The organism is Aquitalea palustris, from assembly GCF_003693445.1.
GTDB lineage: Bacteria > Pseudomonadota > Gammaproteobacteria > Burkholderiales > Chromobacteriaceae > Aquitalea > Aquitalea palustris.
In genome coordinates, this window is record NZ_RFAR01000004.1 from 101,288 (window position 1) to 120,047 (window position 18,760).

Here is an 18,760-nt window from a genome sequence, read left to right on the forward strand (position 1 = left end):
GGGTGCTGCATGGCTAATCTGACTACCGAAAGCCGCCCGGTGCGTTATGCGCTGACTGCCGTGGCGCTGCTGTTTTTGTTCCTGTTTCTGTTGCTGCCACTGATAGGCGTGTTCTGGGAAGCGCTGCACAAGGGCTGGCAGCTGTACCTGACCGCGCTGGTGGAGCCGGAGGCCTGGTCGGCCATCAAGCTGACGCTGATTTCCGCCGCCATCGCCGTACCGCTCAACCTGGTGTTCGGTGTATCCGCCGCCTGGGCGATTGCGCGCTTTGATTTTCGTGGCAAAAGCCTGCTCACTACGCTGATTGACCTGCCGTTCGCGGTGTCGCCAGTGGTGGCCGGGCTGATGTTCATCCTGCTGTTCGGTGCCAATACCGCTGTGGGCGGCTGGCTGCAGGACCACGGCCTGCAGGTGATCTTTGCCGTGCCGGGCATCGTGCTGGCCACGGTATTTGTCACCTTCCCCTTTGTCGCGCGTGAGCTGATTCCGCTGATGCAGTCGCAAGGCGCGGATGAAGAGCAGGCTGCCATTGTATTGGGTGCCAGCGGCTGGCAGACCTTCCGCAAGGTGACGCTGCCCAATATCAAGTGGGGGCTGCTGTACGGGGTGATTCTGACCAATGCCCGTGCCATGGGCGAGTTTGGCGCAGTCAGCGTGGTATCCGGCCATATCCGTGGTGAAACCAACACCATCCCGCTGCATGTGGAGATTTTGTACAACGAGTACAACTTTGTCGGCGCTTTTGCCTGCGCCTCGCTGCTGGCCTTGCTGGCCTTGGTGACCCTGCTGGTCAAATCGCTGGTGGAGTGGCGGCTGCATCGTCAGCAGCAGGCCTCCACCCTGCGTACCGCCGAAGCCCGTCTGCAAGCCGCACAACCGTAAACGATCTGGTGGACCGCTGCCGCTGGCGGCGGTCGGAGAACAAGCATGAGCATTGAAATCCGCAATATCCGCAAGCAGTTTGGCCAATTCACCGCGCTGGACAATGTCAGCCTCGATATCGCTGCCGGCGAGTTGCTGGCCTTGTTGGGGCCGTCCGGCTGCGGCAAGACCACCTTGCTGCGCATCATTGCCGGCCTGGAAAAACCGGATGCCGGCCAGGTGCTGTTCGGCGGTGCCGACGCCACCCACACCCATGTGGCCGAGCGCCAGGTGGGTTTCGTGTTCCAGCACTACGCGCTGTTCCGCCACATGACGGTATTCGACAACGTGGCTTTTGGCCTGTCGGTGAAGCCGCGCCGTGAACGCCCCTCGGCCGAAGAGATTCGCGAACGGGTGATGAAACTGCTGAAAATGGTGCAGCTGGACTGGCTGGCCGATGCCTATCCCGGCCAGTTGTCCGGTGGCCAGCGCCAGCGTATCGCCCTGGCCCGTTCGCTGGCGGTGGAGCCCAAGGTGCTGTTGCTGGATGAACCCTTCGGCGCGCTGGATGCCAAGGTGCGCAAAGACCTGCGCCGCTGGCTGCGCGAGCTGCACAACGATATGCACATCACCAGCGTGTTCGTCACCCACGATCAGGAAGAGGCGCTGGAAGTATCCGACCGCGTGGTGGTGATGGATCATGGCCATATCGAGCAGGTGGGCCGCCCGGATGATATCTACGAACATCCGGCCACGCCCTTTGTCACCCAGTTCCTTGGCGATGTGAACCTGTTCCACGGCCGGGTGGATGCCGGCCAGCTCACCATCGGTAGTTATGAACAGGCGCTGGGGCAGCATCAGGACGCGGACGGCGACGCTGCCGTGGCCTATGTCCGCCCGCACGATCTGGACCTCACCCTGCAAGCCGATGGCGCGCTGGCGCAAGGCCGGGTCGAGCATATCCATGCGGTGGGCCCGGTGGTGCGGGTGGAGCTGCAACAGGCCGATGGCCAGACCATCGAGGCAGCGGTCAGCAAGGAGCGCTTCCGTGCGCTGGGTATCGTGCCGGGCGACACTGTCTATGTCACCCCGCGCAAGCTGGCGGTGTTCCTGAAAGATGCCGCCGGGCAGCAGGATTATGTGATCTGAGTGCCAAGCCAGCCGCAGACAAAAGCCGCCCGAGGGCGGCTTTTGTCATCAGGGCCTGTGAACACGATGGGCGTGCGGCACCGGCCCTGTGCGGCAGTCAGACAAACAGCTTGCTGAACAGCCAGTACAGGCTGGCCGACAGCGCAATGGCCACCGGCAGGGTCAATACCCAGGCCATCAGCAGATTGCGGATGGTATCGATTTGCAGGCCGGAGCGGTTGGCTGCCATGGTGCCGGCCACGCCGGACGACAGCACATGGGTGGTGGAAACCGGCAGGCCGAAGGCATCGGCCGCACCAATGGTGGTCATCGCCACCAGCTCGGCCGACGCACCCTGGGCATAGGTCAAATGGGTTTTGCCTATCTTCTCGCCCACGGTGACCACGATACGGCGCCAGCCCACCATGGTGCCCAGCCCCAGGGCGATGGCCACGGCCACTTTCACCCAGGTCGGGATGAACTTGGTGGAGGCATCCAGCTCGCCCTTGAAGGTTTTCAGATTGGCCAGCGTAGCCTGATCCAGATGCGCATCCTTGCTCTGCTGCAGCAGACGGATGGATTCGGAAGCCAGATACATGTCATTACGCACATTGCCGACCGAATCCTCAGGCACCGAGGCCAGGCTGCCATGTGCTTCGATCTGCTTGCCGATCTGGCCGGTTACCGCGGCCAGCGCCGGCACCACATCGGGCTGCCAGTGCTGGCTGCGGATATAGCGGGTCAGGATGGCACGCGGTTGCTCTGGCTCCGCCGCCGGCTGCGCATGTTGCAGCGACTGTTGGGTGGCCTGTGCCACCAGTGCGAACTTGCCCATTTCACTGGCCGGCAAGGCACGGTTCAGCCCATAGGACAGCGGCACGGTGCCCACCAGAATCAGCATGATCAGGCCCATGCCTTTCTGGCCGTCGTTGGAACCATGGGCAAACGATACCCCGGAACAAGTGAGGACCAGCAGGCTGCGAATCCACCACGGCGGTGCTTCTTTGTTCTTGGGCGCCTCAAACAGCTGCGGCTGTTTGACCAGACGCTTGAGCAGTACCAGCAGCAAGGCCGCGCAGAAAAAGCCCACCAGCGGCGACAGCAGCAGCGAATAGCCCACCTTGCTCACCTGGGTCCAGTCCACCCCGCTGGTGCCGTCGCGGCCATGCATCAGGGCATTGGCAATGCCCACGCCGATGATGGAGCCAATCAGGGTATGCGAGGAGGAGGCGGGCAGGCCCAGCCACCAGGTGCCCAGATTCCACAGAATGGCGGAAATCAGCAGGGCAAACACCATGGCGAAGCCGGCGCTGGAACCCACTTGCAGGATCAGTTCCACCGGCAGCAGCGAAATGATGCCGAAGGCCACCGCACCGCTGGAAGTGAGCACCCCGAGAAAGTTGAACAGGCCCGACCACACCACGGCCACATGCGGTGGCAGGGAGTGGGTGTAAATCACCGTAGCCACGGCATTGGCCGTGTCATGGAAGCCGTTGACGAATTCGAAGCCCAGGGCAATCAGCAGCGCCAGGATCAGCAGCAGGATGGAAATCCAGCTGCCATGGCGGGCCATGGTGTCATTGACATCGTGAAACAGATTGAGTCCGGCAAACAGCAAGCCACCGATCAGCAAGGCAACGAACAATAATACGGTGCTGCTGTTGGTGGGGCGGTGCACTGCCGTTGCGGCGGTGCTGCGGCTGAGCGCCACCTCGGAAGACTGGTCCATGAAAGCTCCTTGAAAATATTCAAGAAGCATTAATACGCGAAGCAGATTGCAGGGGAGTGACAGTAAGCTGTTGTTGATTGATTTAAAACAAAATTTAATATACGGCGCACACTGCTGGCTGCCTGGGTCAGCCAGACTGTGGCGTCCTTGCCGCAGTGCTCAGCGCTGGCGGTGGTGGGCGATGAGCCGGGCCAGTGCCGCGCTTACCAGCGGATTGCTCACCTGTTGCGCGCCTGCTTCGATCTCTTCCAGTGCCTGCTGGCTGATGCCGATGCGCTTGGGCGGCGGCGGTGGCGGGTTCAGATGAATGTCTACCTTGATGCGGATCTTGCTGGCGCTGTAGCCGCGCGATTCCAGTGGGGCCAGCAGGCTGTTGCCCATCATGCGTAGCCGGGCGGCCACGATGCCGTTATGGGCAAACACCACCAGCTCGCCATCGCGGATGCGCACCGCGCGGCAGGCCTCGGCCAGCTGCGGCGGCAACTGGCTGCGAAAAGCCTGGTCCAGCGCCATCAGCGCATTGGCTTCGCGGGTCAGCTGCGACAGTGTGCTGTCCGTGCGGGCGATATCCTGAAACTGGCGTTCCGACATGGTGGCTCTGACTGGGTTTAATCGGCCATTGTAGCCGATTAACTGGCTCCCCAGCAGAGACGCTGTGCCCGTGCGCACGTCGCTCCCCCTGCCGGGACCGCGGCGTACTGCTGCCCGCCTGGCGTGCTGGGATGATCTTTCGCAAATGCATCATGCCCAGCTTGCCTTGCCAGCCCGAGTGCACGAAGGCATGCCATATTTTATTGATAGGAAAAAGTAAATGTAGCGGTGGTCGCTAGTGTGCCGGCCATTATTGCACCAGTGCGAATATAGGAAACCGAAAACGGAAAGCTTTGCTGCCCCGAGAAGGTACGCAAGAAAAACTGATTTGTGTTGCCACTGCCGACCGCATCAGGTCCATAGTGGACAATATTGCTGTTATAACTGAGTTGCATGCCAAGCCCCTTGGTGGTGGAGCTGTTGTCAGGCGTCAGAATGCTACCGGTTTGGCTGGTATTATTTTTATCAGTGAAAGTGACGTATAAGTTGGTGGTATTCTGGCAGGTGGTATTGATATTGAAAGTAGTATTGCCTGCAGTGCTGTTCAGCCAGGGGAGCTGACCCGTATTAATGGTGGGTAAATTGACGGGATTGGGTGATACGGAGCTGGTGCAGCTGGTATTGATCACATCGGATGGAATGGTAATCAAAGGCAGCTTGCCATAAATGATGCCAGTGCTGGGTGAGAAATAAGCTGCGGAATAGATTTGATTACTCAGATCCAGCCTGCCACTGCCGACTGGGTGGGATATTTTATAAAACTGCAGATAGAAAGTGGCTGAATAACTGGATACCAGCGAAGAACTGCAGCTGAAAAAGTTATTCGGGCTGTAGGGTTCATTGTCATAGCGACCATCCGGCTCTCCTATCCAGCCGGGCGTAGGTGTCATGCACGAATGAGTACCATAGCTATCGAATATAGATCCGTCAACGCCAACCGCATAGCCAATGCCCGGGATATTGGTGCTGTATACGCGGCGGCCATTGATGGTGGTGACGTAGTTACCCATGGTGTATATGCCGTAAACGTGTGCATTGCCGGCGGGCAGACCGCTGCAATTAAACTGCTTGACCTTGGCCGACATGACCTGACTACCTATGGGACTGTTAATCGGCAGGGCATTCAGGTTTTGATTGAAGGATGGCAGGGTAATACTGTTTGCTCCGACGACGGAGCAGGCGGCGTAGGCGTGTACTGAAAGCAGCAGGGTAAGACATGGCAGGACAAGCAACGTAAAGATTTTACGGTTTAAACTATGAATTAAACGTGGCATTTTAAAATTACCATTACAAGTATTGATGATAATTTCAAAAGGTAGCGGCTTTGAATGTGGTTTTGCAGTAGGCGTTTTCTTAAAGATGGCTGCGATTTTGTAAGCATGTATCGTAATGACGGTGTTCTGGCCCAATAGATAAAGGCCGACCTGTTGCCAGGCCGGCCTTGTCCTTACTTTTATGCTAGCTAGTCGAGCTGGCGCTTTACTGCGCGCCTTCCACGTCTTCCATGCTGAAGGTTTCAGTATGGTCGTTGTAGGAGAAGATTTCCGCGTAACGGCCCCAGCTGATCACCGTATCCAGCGTTTCCTCGGCGGCGCTGTCGCTGAGCGAGTCTTCCAGTTCCTGCTCGAAGCGCAGGCGCGGTGCGCGCTGGCCCGGGCGTTCCTGCAGCACGCGGCGGATGCGGGCTGCCAGCGGAATATGGCGCAGCAGGTGCTCGGCAAACAGTACCTTGCGCTCCTGCGTACCGTAGTCGGCAAACAGTTTGCCAGCAGCGGTCAGCTCGATATCACCATCGCGCAGTTCGACAAAGCCCAGGTGCTCCAGGGTTTCGGTGACCGGGAACAGGTCGTCCACCTCCAGCAACAGCTTGCTGCCGATTTCCGGCAGGTCGGCGCGGCCGTTGTACGGTGCGGCGGCCAGGGCTTCCATCAGACCGGCCATCAGGTTGGTGGAGACTTCGGTCAGCGGGCTGCCGATTTCCAGTTGTACCTTGTGCAGGGTGTCGGCGCTGCGGCGCTGGGTCATCAGCGCATAGATGTCGTCCACCATCTTGCGGAAAACCGGGTCCAGCCGGTTGCGCGGATGGGCGAACGGAACCTTGATCTCGGCCACCACCCGGCCCGGATTGGACGACAGCACCATGATGCGGTCGCACATGAACACGGCTTCTTCGATGTTGTGGGTGACGATCAGGATGGACTTGATCGGCAGCTGCTTCTGGTTCCACAGGTCGAGCAGGTCGGTCCGCAGGGTTTCGGCGGTCAGCACGTCCAGCGCCGAGAACGGTTCATCCATCAGCAGCAGGGTGGGGTTGACCACCAGGCCGCGGGCGAAACCCACACGCTGACGCATGCCGCCGGACAGTTCGCGCGGATAGGCGTTTTCAAAGCCGTCCAGGCCGATCAGGTCGATGGCAGCCAGCGCGCGGCGGCGGCGCTCCTTGGGCTCCACGCCCAGCGCTTCCAGTCCGGCTTCCACGTTTTGCAGCACGGTCAGCCAGGGGAAGAGGGCAAAGGTCTGGAACACCATGGCCACGCCTTCAGCCGGGCCGTTCAGCGGTTGGCCGCAGTAGTTCACCTCGCCGGCGCTGGCCTGGATCAGGCCGGCAATGATGCGCAGCAGGGTGGATTTGCCCGAGCCGGAGCGGCCCAGCAGGCCGACGATTTCGCCTTCGTGCAGGGTGAGATTGACGTCATCCAGCACCTGGATGTCTTCTTCGCCGCCCTTGTGATAGCCCTTGTCGACATGCTTGAGGGAGAAGATTTCCTGTCTCAGGGTTACGGTTTCTTGTGGCATGAGTTTCCCCCTTTTAGTTGAGACGGAGTTTGTTTTCGGCAATGGCGTACAGCGGACGCCACAGCAAACGGTTGAACAGCACGACAAACAGCGACATCACGCAGATGCCCAGCAGAATCTTGGGGAAATCACCGGTTGCGGTGGTTTGGGCGATATAGGCACCCAGGCCGTGTGCGGCCAGTTTGTCATCGCCCCACGACACCATTTCCGACACGATGCTGGCATTCCAGGCACCGCCAGAGGCGGTGATGGCACCGGTGATGTAATAGGGGAAGATGCCCGGCAGCATGACTTGTTTCCACCATTGCCAGCCCTTGATGTGGAAGTTGGTGGCAGCTTCACGGAAGTCATTGGGGAAGGCGCTGGCACCCGCCACCACGTTGAACAGGATGTACCACTGCGTGCCCAGCACGATCAGCGGCGACAGCCAGATGTCCGGGTTCAGCTTGAAGTGCACGATGAACACCACGAATACCGGAAACAGCAGGTTGGCCGGGAAGGCTGCCAGGAATTGTGCAATCGGCTGGATCATCTCGGCCAGGCGCGGGCGCAGGCCGATCAGCACGCCTAGCGGCACCCAGACGATGGAGGCCAGCGCAATCAGCAGGGTGACGCGCACCAGGGTGATGAAGCCCAGGCCGACAACCTTCAGGGTTTCACCCAGCCCCACTTCACTGCTGATAAAGCTGTACAGCTTCCAGCTGACGTAGCCGCACAGCAGCACCATGAAACCACCCCAGGCGATATCCAGTCCGCGCGATACGCTGGAATGGGATTCGGTGTGGATGGACTGCGGCAGGGCAATATTGAGCCGCATGCGCGCCAGTTTTTTCAGCAGCTTGCCAAAGGGGCGCAGCAGTTGCTGGATGATGCGGGTGCGCTGGATCAGGTTCAGCACCCAGGATTCCGGTGCCGCCTGCGACATGGTGTCTTCCAGGCGGAACTTGTCGGCCCAGGCCACCAGCGGGCGGAACAGGAACTGGTCGTAGATGACGATGACCACGGTCATGGTAAGGATGACCCAGCCCACGGCTGTCAGGTCCTTGTTACTGATGGCCATGGCCAGGTAGGAACCCACACCGGGCAGGGTGACGGTCTTGTCGCCCACGGTGATCGCCTCGGAAGCCACCACGAAGAACCAGCCGCCGGACATGGACATCATCATGTTCCAGATCATGCCCGGCATGGAGAAGGGTACTTCCAGTTTCCAGAATTTCTGCCAGCCGGACAGGCGCAGGTTTTGCGACACTTCTTTCAGGTCGTTGGGCACGGTGCGCAGCGACTGATAAAAGCTGAAAGTCATATTCCATGCCTGCGAGGTGAAAATCGCAAAAATGGCCGCGAATTCAGCCCCCAGCACCCGGCCGGGAAACAGTGCCAGGAAAAAGGTCACGGTAAACGAGATATAACCGAGCACCGGCACCGATTGCAGGATGTCCAGAATGGGCACCAGCAACTGGCCGGCACGGCGACTCTTGGCCGCCAGTGTACCGTACACCAGGGTGAACACGATGGAGGCGATCATGGCCGCCAGCATGCGTAGCGTGGTGCGCAGTGCATATTCGGGCAAATTGGCCGCATCCAGCGAAATGGGCTCGGTTTGCAAGGCACTGATCGGTGCCCAGGTACCCTGGATGCCGGTGGTGGCGAACAGTAAAAAACCCAGGATCAGGGGAAAGGCGATCAGGTCCCAGCGATTGGGAAGCAGCCGTTTGGCTGTGGCAGGAATAAACGGACGGATAACGGTAGTCATCAGGCCTCTCCGATTGGTGTGGTTAACCTGGCGGAACAGTGCAGGCCCTGTTCCGCTTCTTCATCAGATGAGCACCATCTTTTGTCAGGACACGGCTGGCCGTGGGCAAACATAAAACTGGCTCTGCAAATGCGCAAGAATAATAACAAGGCGAACATAAAATTTTGATGAAAATTGACAATTTTTTGTATGGATTATGTAACGACACAATTCTGTTGAAAAATAGCTTTCGGCCGCGTTTTTCACTGCCTTTATATTGGCCAGTGGCATTTTCAGAATCAGCCGCCGCCCGCCCGGCGGCGCCCGCGGCGTGGACAGGTCTGGCAGCCTGCCACGCGCCCGCCGCCGTGGCGACAAGTTTGACGGTGCGGGCTTGATTCAGCGCAAGCTCGCCCCCATAAACTTGTGCACGGGATGTGCTACACTTTCGCCTATTTTGTTTTGTCGGCCCGTCCGGGCCTCTGGATTGGAATACATGATTTCCTCGCTACTCAAGAAAGTATTTGGCAGCCGCAATGACCGCCTGCTGAAGCAGTATCGTCAGGAAGTGGCGCGCATCAATGCCCTGGAAGAAGGCATGAAAGCGCTGTCCGACGAGGCTTTGGCGGGAAAGACCGCCGAGTTCAAAAAGCGCATCGTCGATGGCGCCACGCTGGACAGTATCCTGCCCGAGGCCTTTGCCGTGTGCCGCGAAGCTTCGCGCCGCGTGCTGGGCATGCGCCACTTCGACGTGCAGCTGATTGGCGGCATGGTGCTGCATAACGGCAAGATTGCCGAAATGCGTACCGGCGAAGGCAAGACCCTGGTCGGCACCCTGCCGGTCTACCTCAATGCACTCACCGGCAACGGCGTGCATGTCATCACCGTCAACGACTACCTGGCCAGCCGCGACGCCGGCATCATGGGCCGCCTGTACAACTTCCTCGGCCTGACCGTGGGGGTGAACCTGTCGCAGATGGCGCATGACGACAAGCAGGCCGCTTACGCCTGCGACATCACCTACGGCACCAATAACGAATTCGGCTTCGACTACCTGCGTGACAACATGGTGTTCACCACCGGCGAGAAGGTGCAGCGCAAGCTGGCCTTTGCCGTGGTCGACGAAGTGGACTCCATCCTGATCGACGAAGCGCGTACCCCGCTGATCATCTCCGGCCCGGCCGAAGACAATATCGACATGTACCAGCGCATGAACGCGGTGCCGCCGCTGCTCAAGCGCCAGGAAACCGAAGAGGGCGAGGGCGACTACTGGGTGGATGAGAAGGCCCACAGCGTGCTGCTGTCCGAGGCCGGCCACGAGCATTGCGAAGAAATCCTGGTCAACCTGGGCATGCTCAAAGAAGGCGACAGCCTGTACTCGGCCACCAACATCACCCTGATGCACCACCTGATGGCCGCGCTGCGTGCCCATTCGCTCTTCCATCTGGACCAGCACTACGTGGTGCAGGATGACGAAGTGGTGATCGTGGACGAATTCACCGGCCGCCTGATGGCCGGCCGCCGCTGGTCGGAAGGCCTGCACCAGGCTGTTGAAGCCAAGGAAGGCGTGGAGATCAATCGCGAAAACCAGACCCTGGCCTCCATCACCTTCCAGAACTACTTCCGTCTGTACGGCAAGCTGTCCGGCATGACTGGTACCGCCGACACCGAAGCCTACGAATTCCAGAGCATCTACGGCCTGGAAACCGTGGTGATCCCGACCAACCGCCCGATGGTGCGTATCGACTCGCAGGACAAGGTATATCGCTCTGCGCGTGAAAAATACGAAGCCATCCTGGCTGACATCAAGGACTGCCACGAGCGCGGCCAGCCGGTACTGGTGGGTACCACCAGCATCGAAAACTCCGAGCTGATTGCCGAGCTGCTGCAAAAAGCCAAACTGCCGCATAACGTGCTGAACGCCAAGGAACATGCGCGCGAAGCCGATATCGTGGTGCAGGCCGGCCGTCCGGGCGTGATCACCGTGGCTACCAATATGGCTGGTCGTGGTACTGACATCGTGCTGGGTGGTAATCCGGAGCCGGAAATCAAGGCCATCCAGAAGGATGACAGCCTGTCCGACGAGGAGAGGAATGCCCGCGTCGAGGCCATTCGCAGCGAATGGAAGCTGCGTCACGACGCCGTGCTGGCAGCCGGTGGCCTGCACATCATCGGTACCGAACGCCATGAATCGCGCCGTATCGACAATCAGCTGCGTGGCCGTTCCGGCCGTCAGGGCGACCCGGGTTCTTCCCGCTTCTACCTGAGCCTGGAAGATCCGCTGCTGCGCATTTTTGCCTCCGACCGCGTGGCCGCCATCATGGACCGCCTGAAAATGCCGGACGGCGAAGCCATCGAACACCCCTGGGTATCGCGTTCCATCGAAAATGCCCAGCGCAAGGTGGAGGGCCGCAACTTCGACATCCGCAAGCAATTGCTGGAATACGATGATGTCGCCAACGACCAGCGCAAGGTGATCTACCAGCAGCGCAATGACATCCTGCAGGACGAGGATGTCAGCGATGTAGTGGTCAATATGCGCGAAGGCGTGCTGTCTGATCTGGTCGATCTGCACCTGCCGCCGGAAACCATGGAAGAACAGTGGGATCTGGTCGGTCTGGAAAAGACCCTGGAAGCCGAATTCCAGCTGGCTGCGCCGGTGGCCGAGTGGATCAAGGCCGAGTCCACCCTGGATATCCCGGATATCAAGCAGCGCATCATCACGCTGGCAGCCGAGGTGTATCAGGCCAAGGTCGAGCTGGCTGGCGAGCAAGTGATGCGCCAGTTCGAGCGCAGCCTGGTGCTGCAGATGCTGGATACCCACTGGCGCGAGCATCTGGCTGCCATGGATCACCTGCGTCAGGGCATTCATCTGCGCGGCTATGCGCAGAAGAACCCCAAGCAGGAATACAAGCGCGAGGCGTTCGAACTGTTCGCCGACATGCTGGAACGCATCAAGCGCAGCGTGGTGAATGTGCTGATGACCGTGCAGATCCGTGGCCAGGAAGACGTGGACGCGGTCGAACCGCACCAGCATGGCGAGTACGAGATGCAGCATGCCGAGCCGGGTTCCTCGCTGGGTAGCGACGATGGCGAAGACAATCCGCTGTCACCGGAAGCGCTGTCCGAGCAAGGCCTGCGCGTGGGCCGCAACGACCCTTGTCCCTGCGGCAGCGGTAAAAAGTACAAGCAGTGCCACGGCCGCCTGGCCTGAGTCTGACCACCGTCTGACCCTGCCATGACCGACCAAACGCCCTGCCTTGCCGCAGGGCGTTTTGCGTAGGTGCTATTACGAGGCGGGGCGCTTTTGCGGTGCAGCAGATGGTCGGCCACCGGCCGCTCTGCTACCCTTGCAGCTAATAAATCGATAACACTGGCAGCGACAACATCATGACCCCGAGCGATACCCGTATTTACCTGGCATCCGGCAGCCCGCGCCGGCGCGAGTTGCTGGAGCAACTGGGCGTACATCTGGAACGCATCCACGCCGACATCGACGAATCCGTGCTGCCCGGCGAAGCGGCCGTGGCTTATACCGAGCGCCTGGCGCGCGAAAAAGCCGCTGCAGGCTGGGCGGTGGTGCAACACTGCGGCCTGCCGTCGCGGCCCCTGTTGTCGGCTGATACCACCGTGGTGCTGGATGGCGAAATCTACGGCAAGCCGGCCGATGCTGCCGACGCCGCCCGCATGCTGCGTGCCTTTTCCGGCCGCAGCCATCAGGTGGTGACCAGCGTGGCGGTGCGCCAGGATGAGCGTACCGAACTGCGCACCTCCATTACCGAGGTGTACTTCCGTACGCTGAGCGAGGACGATATCCAGCGCTACATCGATAGCGGCGAACCCTTCGACAAGGCTGGTAGCTATGGCATCCAGGGCCTGGCGGCGGTGTTCATCCAGCGTATCGAAGGTAGTTATACCGGGGTGATGGGCCTGCCCGTGTTTGAAACCGCCACCTTGCTGAGCCTGTTCGGACACCAATTCCCCTAAGGAGGAAAGACCATGCTGCATCAGTCCATTCCTCTGCCGCGCGATATCCAGCGCCCCAAGGAACAAATCCTCGTCAACATCACCCCGCAGGAAACCCGCGTGGCAGTGCTGGAGGATTCCATCGTGCAGGAACTGCATGTGGAACGCGCCGCCAGCCGCGGCATCGTCGGCAACATCTATCTGGGTCAGGTCAAGCGCGTGCTGCCGGGCATGCAGAGCGCCTTTATCGAAATCGGCCTGGAGCGTGCCGCCTTCCTGCACATCGCGGATGTACTGGAACAGCGCCAGCACCCCACCGAGCCGCAGCGCATCGAAAAAATGCTGTTCGAAGGCCAGACCGTGCTGGTGCAGGTGATCAAGGACCCCATCGGCACCAAGGGCGCGCGGCTGTCCACCCAGATGTCGCTGGCCGGCCGTTTCCTGGTGCATTTGCCGCAGGAAGAACACATCGGCATCTCGCAGAAGATCGAGAGCGAGTCGGAACGCCACAGTCTGAAGGCCCGGCTGGAAAAGCTGCTGCCGCCCAATACCCCACGTGGCTACATCATCCGTACCAGTGCCGAAACTGCCAGCGATACCGAGCTGCAGGCCGATATCGAATACCTGTCCAAGCTGTGGGCCGACATCCGCCACAAATCGCAGCACCTGCCGGCGCAAAGCCTGTTGTACGAAGACCTGCCGCTGGCGGTGCGTGTGCTGCGCGACATGGTGAGCGACACCACCGAGCATGTGATTGTCGACTCCACCGAAAACTACAGCCGCATGGTGGAGTTTGCCGAACAATACGTGCAGTCTGCCGTGCGCAAGATTGAGCGCTATTCCGGCGAGCGCCCGCTGTTCGAGCTGTTCTCCATCGAGGCGGAAATCGACAAGGCGCTGTCGCGGCGGGTGAACCTGAAGTTTGGCGGCTACCTGATCATCGACCAGACCGAGGCGATGACCACCATCGACGTCAATACCGGTGGCTTTGTCGGCAACCGCAATTTTGACGAAACCATCTTCAAGACCAATCTGGAAGCCACCCAGGCCATTGCCCGCCAGCTGCGGCTGCGCAATCTGGGCGGCATCATCATTGTCGATTTCATCGACATGGATAACGAAGAGCACCAGACCGCCGTGCTGTCCGAGCTGGCCAAGGCCCTGGCGCGCGACCGTACCCGTGTCACCCTCAATGGCTTTACCAGCCTGGGCCTGGTGGAAATCACCCGCAAGCGTACCCGCGAGAGCCTGGCCCACGTCCTGTGCGAACCCTGCCCCACCTGCCAGGGCCGTGGCGAGATCAAGACCGCCCAGACCGTGTGTTACGAGATCCAGCGCGAGATCGTGCGCGAGGCACGCCAGTTCGATGCCAAGGGCTATCGCATTCTGGCCGCCCAGCCGGTGATCGACATGTTCCTCGACGAAGAGTCGCAAAGCCTAGCCATGCTGGTGGACTTCATCGGCAAGCCGATTTCGCTGTCGGTGGAAAGCACCTATACCCAGGAACAGTTTGACGTGGTCCTGTTGTAACCGTCGTCACGGCATGCCGGACGATGTGAGAACGGAGTAGCAAGCATGAAGCAACAAGCCGGCGATGCCCTGTGGCTCGCCATCCTGCAGGAAGCCGAACAGGCGGCGCGCGACGAGCCGATGCTGGCCAGCTTTCTGCACATGACGGTATTGCGTCACGGCACGCTGGAAGACGTGCTGGCCTTTCACCTGTCCAGCAAGCTGGCCAGTCCGGTGATGGATGCTCGCGCGCTGATGGAGCTGTTCCGCGAGGCGCTGGCCTCGGACCCGCTTATCAGCGCCTCGGCACGGGCCGACATCCGCGCCTGTTTCGAGCGGGATCCGGCCTGCGATAGCTACTCCACGCCGCTGCTGTATTTCAAGGGCTTTCATGCCCTGCAAAGCCAGCGCATTACCCACTGGCTGTGGCAGCAACAGCGCAAGACGCTGGCCCTGTTTCTGCAAAACCGCATTTCCGAAGTCACCGGCGCCGACATCCATCCGGCGGCACGCATTGGCCAGGGCGTGATGCTGGATCACGGCACCGGACTGGTCGTTGGCGAAACCGCCGTCATCGGCAATAACGTTTCCATCCTGCATGGCGTCACCCTGGGCGGCTCCGGCAAGGATAGGGGCGACCGTCACCCCAAGATCGGCGATGGCGTGATGCTGGGGGCCGGAGCCGCCGTGCTGGGCAATATCCGCGTGGGCGACTGTGCCAAGGTGGGCGCGGGCAGCGTGGTGCTGGAAGACGTGCCGCCGCATACCACGGTGGCCGGCGTGCCGGCGCGCATCGTGGCCCAGGTGAATGAAGGCATGCCTTCGCTGGATATGGATCAACGGGTGTGACGGCCAGCAGCCAGGTTCTGCAGGTAGTACAGGGCGGCAATGCCGCCGATCTGCTGCGCCAGGTGCTGCCAGCTGAGGAGGTACTGGCCTTCGAGGAAGATTTCAGCCACGGCCCGCTGGCCGATGCCGATACCATGGACCCGCAACTGCGCATGGCCTGGTGGAACCGCATCTGGTGGGCACATAGCTGGTGGCCGGATATCGACCAGCAATTCCAGCTGGCCTGGTGGCAATGCCGCAAGCGTCTGTTCCGCGCGCTGTCCGAGCAGCAGCCGCTATGTGTCTGGCTGGGCAATACCGTGCACGACCAGCTGATGCTGGCCATGCTGGCGGCCAATGCCCATCCGGATCAGCCGCTGGCGGTGCTGGACGTGGCCGGCCAGGTGGCATCCAGTCATCACGGTGTTTACGCCGTGGCCATGTGTGATGCAGCAGAGCTGCAGCCGCTCGCCACCACGGCGCGCACCCTGCACACCGCAGAGCGTGTGCAACTGATTGCCATGTGGCGCCATTGGCAGCAGCACGCCAAGGGCTGGCGTGGCCAGGTTGATGGCCAGCTGCACGACTATCCGGCCGATCATTTCGATGCAGGCCTGCTGGCCTTGTCGCGCCAGCAGGGCGAACAGCCCGCCGCCCCCCTGGTCGGCATGCTGATGGGGCAGCCGACAGCAGAACTGGTAAGCGACAGCTATCTGTTCTGGCGCCTGGCCACCCTGGCCGAAGCGGGTTTGCTGTTGCTCAAGCCACAGCCAGACGGCCCGCCGCTGGTATCCCCGCTGTGAAGCGGGGCAGCCTGCTTTGCAGGGAAGCGGCAGGCGGGTAGAATCCGCCGCCGTGGTCCGTCCCGATCTTGCCTGACGGCCATTCCTTGCGAGGAAACCATGCGATGAACGTCCGCGTTGTCGATTACCGCGCAGCCGATGCTGCCGCCCAATTCACCCGTTCCCTGCACGAAACCGGCTTTGGCGTGCTGGTCAACCATCCCGTCCAGCAAGTGCTGGTAGAGAAAATCTACGCCGACTGGCTGGATTTCTTCGACAGCCCGGCCAAGCACGACTTTGCCTTCGACCCGCAGCGCCAGGACGGTTATTTCTCCACCGCCATTTCCGAAACCGCCAAAGGTGCCAGCCACAAGGACATCAAGGAATATTTCCATTGCTATCCCTGGGGGCGGGTGCCGCCCACGCTGGCCGAAGATATCCGGCGCTACTACGCCAGCACCAATGCCCTGGCGCAAGAACTGCTGGGCTGGGTGGAGCAATACACCCCGGCCGATATTGCCGCCCACTACAGCGAACCCTTGTCCGGGATGATTGCCGACAGCCAGCAAACCCTGCTGCGGGTGCTGCGTTATCCGCCGCTGACGGGTCAGGAGCCAGCCGGCTCGCTGCGTGCTGCCGCCCATGGCGACATCAATCTGCTCACCATCCTGCCCGCGGCCAACGAGCCCGGCCTGCAAGTGCAGGACAAGCAGGGCAGCTGGGTGGATGTGCCCTGTGATTTCGGCATGCTCATCATCAATATCGGCGACATGCTGCAAGAGGCCTCGCGCGGCTACTATCCCTCCACCCAGCACCGGGTGGTCAATCCGCAAGGCGAGGGCGCAGGCAAGAGCCGGGTGTCGCTGCCGCTGTTCCTGCATCCGCGACCAGAGGTTGTGTTGTCGGCACGACATACCGCAGGCAGCTATCTGGATGAAAGATTGCGCGAGCTGGGCGTGAAGAAATGATTTGCCGGCAGGTTAATTAAATTAATTGATTGTAAATGACTGTAAATGCCCTTCGGGGCATTTTTTTTACCTGCTAGGGTTGGCCTTGTTTTTATCGCCTGGCGAGTAATAAAGTGAATTATCTGTTGCGTGCGCTCATGGCGTCGCTTGCCCTGACATTAAGTGCTTGCAGCCTGATCACTTCGCCACTGGTTGCCGGTGTGCAACTAGCCAGTACGGCGGTGACTTCGGTTGCCAATATGGCACCCAATACCAGTACCAATGGCATGGTACATCCGCATGACGAGCTGCATAACGTCTGTGTTGAATTGAATTCCAGCGTGATTGTGGCTGATTTTATACCGGAGCTGCAAAAGCAGCTGCGGGAGCGGGAAATAGAGAGCCGGATTTATGCACCAGGCAATGTGCCGTCCGATTGCGAGGCGACTCTCTATTACACGGTATTGACGCAATGGGACTCACCGCTATTCAGCGATGAATTGCGTCCTTATATTACCGATATCAATTTGCTGCTGAAGAAAAATGGCAGGGTACTGGCCAATGCCGCCTACCGGCTGGACGGCATGGCCTATGACAAGTGGAGCAGCACCGGCCGCAAGCTGTCACCACTGCTATTGAAGATGTTCACCGCCGATAACATGGCGCAGTGGCAGAACGGTGCAAGCAGTGGCGACGGGGCCAGCCACTTTGAACAAGATGTAGCGAAGCGCGCCGCTGCGGCTACCAGAAATTGATCAGCCCGGCGAAAAAGCGCTGGGCATCGGTGCGCGAGGCCACATCGCTGGCCACTCCGTTCACCACCTGTTCGATGCGTGCATCACCCACGTCGGTAGATGACACCACATTGCCCACCTTGATGTCGCGCTTGTTTACCACACCGGAGAAACGCAGCACGGTGGTATTGCCACTGGCGGCTACGGCTTTTTCGCCGGCAATGGCCATATAGCCGTTGGGTAATATATCGGTTACCGACACCATCAGGCTGCCACTGATCTGGTTGGTATTGCTGACCTGACCAATGCCTTTCAGACTGTTGCTGCCACTGGCCTTGCCGCTGTAATCAAATATTTCCTTGAGCAAACCACCCATGGAAGAGAGCGCGCCCGGGCCGGATTCGGAAATGGAAGAGGTCCGGTTGGTGGTGGTGTTGGCATTATTGCTGGAGGAAAGATTCTCGGCGATGTTGATTTTCAGCGCATCGCCAACATGACTGGCAATCGGCTCTTCAAATAACAGCATGGCCTTGTTTGGCTGATAAATCGAGCCGGGGCTGTCTTCCAGTGCTACGGGTGTATATTGCGGCCGGATATGTACCGGAGCGGTCACCAGATTTTGTGGCGATGAAGCACAGCCGGTAATCAGTCCCGTCAATAAAAGATAAGCCCTTGCATGAATAAACATGGTTTTCACTTTGGCCCTCTCTATGGTTGGCATTACTCCTTTAATTCTATTTGGCAGAATGGTTAATTGCCGTTAGCGATCAGAAAGTAAAGTAAGAAAATGTAAAGCACATGGCCGTCCTCCTTAACGCTACATAACGTAAATTTACAAGCCAGCCTGTCTGGCATCAGAAAATGTAAAAAACGGTATGGGGAGAAGGACATGAGCACAATCAGTGGCGTAGCCGCATCGACACCACCCCTGTCGGCTTACGGGGTGCTACGGCGTGATGCACAAGCCGTCGTCAGCGATGTGGAAGGCGTGGCCAAGGCAGTCGGCCATGGTCTGGTGGCTGGCGGCAGTGCGACCAGCTCGGCGGTGGGGAGTGGGCTCAGCGCGGTCGGTGACAGCCTCAGTGCGCTGGGTCATACCATCAACACTTATGTCTAGGCAGGCGCAGCGGCCTGTGCCTGGCAGGTCGGGATGGCGC

Annotated in this window: 16 protein-coding genes; 10 read left to right on the forward strand and 6 right to left on the reverse strand. The window is 59.9% G+C overall.

Going from position 1 to position 18,760, the window contains the following annotated elements; all coding sequences use genetic code 11:
* The first annotated feature begins 9 nt into the window (after positions 1-9).
* The gene (cysW, locus tag EAY64_RS01535) at positions 10-882 is read left to right on the forward strand and encodes a sulfate ABC transporter permease subunit CysW (RefSeq protein WP_103523014.1); all 873 of its coding nucleotides are present in this window, start codon (positions 10-12) and stop codon (positions 880-882) included.
* Positions 883-927: 45 nt separating this feature from the next.
* Positions 928-2,010 (forward strand): sulfate/molybdate ABC transporter ATP-binding protein, encoded by a 1,083-nt coding sequence (locus EAY64_RS01540; RefSeq protein WP_103523015.1) that lies wholly within the window; start codon positions 928-930, stop codon positions 2,008-2,010.
* Between the two features lie 97 nt (positions 2,011-2,107).
* Here EAY64_RS01540 and EAY64_RS01545 read toward each other — a convergent pair whose 3' ends face one another.
* From EAY64_RS01545 to EAY64_RS01565, 5 genes are all read right to left on the reverse strand, one after another.
* Positions 2,108-3,718 (reverse strand): inorganic phosphate transporter, encoded by a 1,611-nt coding sequence (locus tag EAY64_RS01545; RefSeq protein WP_103523016.1) that lies wholly within the window; start codon positions 3,716-3,718, stop codon positions 2,108-2,110.
* A gap of 159 nt (positions 3,719-3,877) precedes the next feature.
* Positions 3,878-4,309, reverse strand: coding sequence for a DciA family protein (locus EAY64_RS01550; protein WP_103523017.1), 432 nt, complete (start codon positions 4,307-4,309; stop codon positions 3,878-3,880).
* 200 nt (positions 4,310-4,509) lie between these two features.
* A complete protein-coding gene (locus EAY64_RS01555) occupies positions 4,510-5,718 on the reverse strand; it encodes a fimbrial protein (RefSeq protein WP_147456161.1) in 1,209 nt (402 codons plus the stop codon).
* Between the two features lie 70 nt (positions 5,719-5,788).
* A complete protein-coding gene (locus tag EAY64_RS01560; RefSeq protein ID WP_103523019.1) occupies positions 5,789-7,105 on the reverse strand; it encodes an ABC transporter ATP-binding protein in 1,317 nt (438 codons plus the stop codon).
* Between the two features lie 13 nt (positions 7,106-7,118).
* Positions 7,119-8,858 carry an ABC transporter permease gene (locus EAY64_RS01565; RefSeq protein WP_103523020.1) on the reverse strand — a complete coding sequence of 580 codons (1,740 nt, stop codon included), beginning with the start codon at positions 8,856-8,858 and terminating at the stop codon, positions 7,119-7,121.
* 475 nt (positions 8,859-9,333) lie between these two features.
* Between EAY64_RS01565 and secA the strand changes: the two genes are divergently transcribed.
* The 7 genes from secA to EAY64_RS01600 all read left to right on the forward strand — a co-directional run bounded on the left by secA (position 9,334) and on the right by EAY64_RS01600 (position 17,624).
* Positions 9,334-12,051, forward strand: a complete 2,718-nt coding sequence (gene secA, locus EAY64_RS01570) for a preprotein translocase subunit SecA (RefSeq protein WP_103523021.1) — start codon at positions 9,334-9,336, stop codon at positions 12,049-12,051.
* 176 nt (positions 12,052-12,227) lie between these two features.
* Entirely contained in the window at positions 12,228-12,824 is a 597-nt protein-coding gene (locus EAY64_RS01575) for a Maf family protein (protein ID WP_103523022.1), read from the forward strand.
* Between the two features lie 12 nt (positions 12,825-12,836).
* On the forward strand, positions 12,837-14,333 hold the full coding sequence (gene rng / locus EAY64_RS01580; RefSeq protein WP_103523023.1) for a ribonuclease G: 1,497 nt from the start codon (positions 12,837-12,839) through the stop codon (positions 14,331-14,333).
* 45 nt (positions 14,334-14,378) lie between these two features.
* Entirely contained in the window at positions 14,379-15,161 is a 783-nt protein-coding gene (cysE, locus tag EAY64_RS01585; RefSeq protein WP_103523024.1) for a serine O-acetyltransferase, read from the forward strand.
* Positions 15,158-15,943 (forward strand): DUF3658 domain-containing protein, encoded by a 786-nt coding sequence (locus EAY64_RS01590; RefSeq protein WP_103523025.1) that lies wholly within the window; start codon positions 15,158-15,160, stop codon positions 15,941-15,943. Before cysE ends, EAY64_RS01590 begins: the two co-directional genes overlap by 4 nt.
* 104 nt (positions 15,944-16,047) lie before the next feature.
* Positions 16,048-16,890, forward strand: coding sequence for an isopenicillin N synthase family dioxygenase (locus EAY64_RS01595; protein ID WP_103523026.1), 843 nt, complete (start codon positions 16,048-16,050; stop codon positions 16,888-16,890).
* Positions 16,891-17,027: 137 nt separating this feature from the next.
* Positions 17,028-17,624, forward strand: coding sequence for a cell division protein FtsI (locus tag EAY64_RS01600; protein ID WP_147456162.1), 597 nt, complete (start codon positions 17,028-17,030; stop codon positions 17,622-17,624).
* On the opposite strand, the gene EAY64_RS01605 is transcribed toward EAY64_RS01600, so the two are convergent.
* Positions 17,611-18,291, reverse strand: a complete 681-nt coding sequence (locus EAY64_RS01605) for a flagellar basal body L-ring protein FlgH (RefSeq protein WP_158604592.1) — start codon at positions 18,289-18,291, stop codon at positions 17,611-17,613. The two genes, EAY64_RS01600 and EAY64_RS01605, sit on opposite strands and share 14 nt — an antisense overlap.
* 201 nt (positions 18,292-18,492) lie before the next feature.
* Between EAY64_RS01605 and EAY64_RS01610 the strand changes: the two genes are divergently transcribed.
* Positions 18,493-18,720, forward strand: a complete 228-nt coding sequence (locus EAY64_RS01610; protein WP_103523029.1) for a hypothetical protein — start codon at positions 18,493-18,495, stop codon at positions 18,718-18,720.
* Positions 18,721-18,760 lie beyond the last annotated feature (40 nt).

Bases quoted from the DNA above. Each gene is read 5' to 3' on its own strand.
- EAY64_RS01600 (WP_147456162.1), top strand. From the start codon at position 17,028: ATGGCGTCGCTTGCCCTGACATTAAGTGCTTGCAGCCTGATCACTTCG.
- EAY64_RS01560 (WP_103523019.1), bottom strand. From the start codon at position 7,105: ATGCCACAAGAAACCGTAACCCTGAGACAGGAAATCTTCTCCCTCAAG.
- EAY64_RS01575 (WP_103523022.1), top strand. From the start codon at position 12,228: ATGACCCCGAGCGATACCCGTATTTACCTGGCATCCGGCAGCCCGCGC.
- secA (WP_103523021.1), top strand. From the start codon at position 9,334: ATGATTTCCTCGCTACTCAAGAAAGTATTTGGCAGCCGCAATGACCGC.
- EAY64_RS01595 (WP_103523026.1), top strand. From the start codon at position 16,048: ATGAACGTCCGCGTTGTCGATTACCGCGCAGCCGATGCTGCCGCCCAA.
- rng (WP_103523023.1), top strand. From the start codon at position 12,837: ATGCTGCATCAGTCCATTCCTCTGCCGCGCGATATCCAGCGCCCCAAG.
- EAY64_RS01550 (WP_103523017.1), bottom strand. From the start codon at position 4,309: ATGTCGGAACGCCAGTTTCAGGATATCGCCCGCACGGACAGCACACTG.
- cysE (WP_103523024.1), top strand. From the start codon at position 14,379: ATGAAGCAACAAGCCGGCGATGCCCTGTGGCTCGCCATCCTGCAGGAA.
- EAY64_RS01540 (WP_103523015.1), top strand. From the start codon at position 928: ATGAGCATTGAAATCCGCAATATCCGCAAGCAGTTTGGCCAATTCACC.
- EAY64_RS01565 (WP_103523020.1), bottom strand. From the start codon at position 8,858: ATGACTACCGTTATCCGTCCGTTTATTCCTGCCACAGCCAAACGGCTG.
- cysW (WP_103523014.1), top strand. From the start codon at position 10: ATGGCTAATCTGACTACCGAAAGCCGCCCGGTGCGTTATGCGCTGACT.
- EAY64_RS01605 (WP_158604592.1), bottom strand. From the start codon at position 18,291: ATGTTTATTCATGCAAGGGCTTATCTTTTATTGACGGGACTGATTACC.
- EAY64_RS01545 (WP_103523016.1), bottom strand. From the start codon at position 3,718: ATGGACCAGTCTTCCGAGGTGGCGCTCAGCCGCAGCACCGCCGCAACG.
- EAY64_RS01610 (WP_103523029.1), top strand. From the start codon at position 18,493: ATGAGCACAATCAGTGGCGTAGCCGCATCGACACCACCCCTGTCGGCT.